General features: G+C 66.6%; 3 protein-coding genes. All 3 read right to left on the bottom strand.

What is annotated here, in order from left to right; translation table 11 throughout:
* Nucleotides 1-41: 41 nt before the first annotated feature.
* Nucleotides 42-1,142 carry an NAD(P)/FAD-dependent oxidoreductase gene (locus AC1D01_RS30245; RefSeq protein ID WP_477873021.1) on the bottom strand — a complete coding sequence of 367 codons (1,101 nt, stop codon included), beginning with the start codon at nt 1,140-1,142 and terminating at the stop codon, nt 42-44.
* 29 nt (nt 1,143-1,171) lie between these two features.
* Nucleotides 1,172-1,495, bottom strand: a complete 324-nt coding sequence (fdxA, locus tag AC1D01_RS30240; protein ID WP_465115215.1) for a ferredoxin FdxA — start codon at nt 1,493-1,495, stop codon at nt 1,172-1,174.
* Between the two features lie 70 nt (nt 1,496-1,565).
* Nucleotides 1,566-2,342, bottom strand: coding sequence for a uroporphyrinogen-III C-methyltransferase (gene cobA, locus AC1D01_RS30235; RefSeq protein ID WP_477873019.1), 777 nt, complete (start codon nt 2,340-2,342; stop codon nt 1,566-1,568).
* Nucleotides 2,343-2,435 lie beyond the last annotated feature (93 nt).

Raw genomic sequence — 2,435 nt, 5'->3', positions numbered from 1 at the left:
CCCCTTGCGGGGGCGAGGCCGAAACGATCAGGCGAGAAGGATCAGTCGAACGTCGGCGTCTCGACCCCCAGCACCTTGTGCAGCTTCGGGCTGGTGGTCGTGTACTGCRGGTGGATGCGCTTGTCGGGGAAGACGTACGGCGCCGCTGCGAAGGCCGCGAGCGCCGCTTCGTGGAAGCCCGACAGGATCAGCTTCTTCTTGCCCGGGTAGGTGTTGACGTCGCCCACCGCGAAGATGCCCGGCGTGCTGGTCTCGAACTTCTCGGTGTCGACGACGATCTGCTTGCGCTCGAGGTTCAGGCCCCATTCGGCGATCGGGCCGAGCTTGGGGCTCAGGCCGAAGAACACCAGCAGCACGTCGAGCGGCACCACCCGCGTGACGCCGTCGCCGCCGGTCACCTTGACATTGGTCAGCTGGCCGTCGCGCTCCTCGTAGCCGGTCACCTGGCCGACGATGAACTGCATCTCGTAGGCGTCGCACAGCTCCTTCATCTTGGCCACGCTCGCGGGCGCCGCCTTGAAGCCGTCGCGGCGGTGCAGCAGGATCACGCTCTCGGCCTTGTTCGGGCCGTCCTGCACGAAGTTCAGCGTCCAGTCGAGCGCCGAATCGCCGCCGCCGACGATCACCAGGTTCTTGCCGGCGAACTGCGCCGGGTTCTTCACGCGGTAGAACAGCTGCGTGTCGTTGAACTTGTCGAGCCCGTCGACCTTCAGCAGGCGCGGCTGGAACGAGCCCACGCCGCCGGCGATGAAGATCGTCTTGGTGAGGAAGCGCGTGCCCTTGGTCGTCTCGACGTAGAAGCGGCCGTCTTCCTGTTTCTGCACCACGGTCACTTCCTGGCCGAGGTGGAAGGTGGCGCCGAACGGCTCGATCTGCTTCAGCAGGTTGTCGGTCAGTTCCTTGCCGGTGCACACCGGCACGGCCGGGATGTCGTAGATCGGCTTGTCGGGGTACAGCTCGATGCACTGGCCGCCGGGGTAGGCGAGCGAGTCGATGATGTGGGCCTTGATCTCGAGCAGGCCGAGTTCGAAGACCTGGAACAGGCCGACGGGGCCGGCACCCACGATGACGGCATCGGTCTCGATGGGGCCGTCGTGCGAGCCGGCAGTCTTTGAAATCTCCACGTTGGCGTTCGGTTCCATGGCAGGTCAGGTGAATTGTTTTGGCGGGATTACTTGATCAGTTCGGACAGCTTGCCCGTCTTGTCTTTCCACTCGTCCGCATCGGGCAGCGCAGCCTTGCGCTTGGTGATGCTGGGCCAGTTCTTCGCGAGATCGGCGTTGATCTTGATCATGTGGACCTGGTCGCCGGGAACATCTTCTTCCGGAACGATCGCGTTGACCGGGCATTCGGGAATGCACACGGCGCAGTCGATGCACTCGTCCGGATCGATCGTCAGGAAGTTCGGGCCTTCGCGGAAGCAATCGACCGGACACACGTCGACGCAATCGGTGTACTTGCAACGGATGCATGCTTCGGTGACGACGTGGGTCATGGTGCTGGCTCGAAAAAAGAAGAAAAAAGGTGCCTGAAAGCTGCCGTGCCGGATGGYAAAACGGGCGATTTTAAGGGCTTGGGGTTTTCACCGGAAGCGCGAGGTCCTCGGCAGGGGCTTTTGCTTGCTTTGCAGCAACTGGTTCTGCAACCACCGGTCGGGCCCCTTCGCCCACGGTGACGACGGTCGGACGCCCGGCGTGCAGCAGGCTGGCGCGGGGCAGGGCCTGCAGCGTGTGGTCACTGTGCAACTGGTCGGGCCAGCCGGCGCGCGAGACCACGCTGACGGGGGTGTCGCCCGGCCAGCCGCTGTCCAGCAGGCCACGCGCCAGCGCCGCGAGCTGCTTGCCGGCCATGTAGAACACCTCGGTGTCGGCGGTGCGGGCGGCGCGCAGCTCGCGCGTCTGCGTCATCGCGGTGGTCAGGCTGACGCTGCGGCCGGCGCCGCGCCGGGTCAGCGGGCGCTGGGTGGCGGCGGCCGCGGCGATGGCGGCCGTGACGCCGGGCACCACCTCGCACTCGATGCCGGCCTCGGCCAGCGCGATCAGCTCTTCCTCGAGCCGGCCGAACACGCTCGGGTCGCCGCCCTTCAGGCGCACGACGGTCGCCACCTCGTTCGCATGCTTCACCAGCAGCGCGTTGATCGTCTGCTGGCCGGTGCTGTCGCAGAAGCCGCGCTTGCCGACGTTGACCCAGCGTGCGTTCGGCGCGTGCGCGCGCAGCGCCGGGTCGGTCAGTGCGTCGAACAGCACCACGTCGGCCTGCGCCAGGCGCTGCGCGCCGCGCACGGTGATCAGGTCGGCCGAGCCGGGGCCCGCGCCGATGAAGATGACGCGACCGAGTGCCACTTATGCAGCCCCTTTGACCAGCAACGCCCCGCTGGTGCGGTTGCTCGCCGGGTCGACGATGATCAGCGAGCCGCCGACGCGGTTCGACGCGTA

Source organism: Rhizobacter sp. P3_B12 (assembly GCF_056402895.1).
The sequence above is the reverse complement of the archived record's forward strand: the minus strand, read 5'-3'. Positions and strand labels throughout refer to the sequence as shown.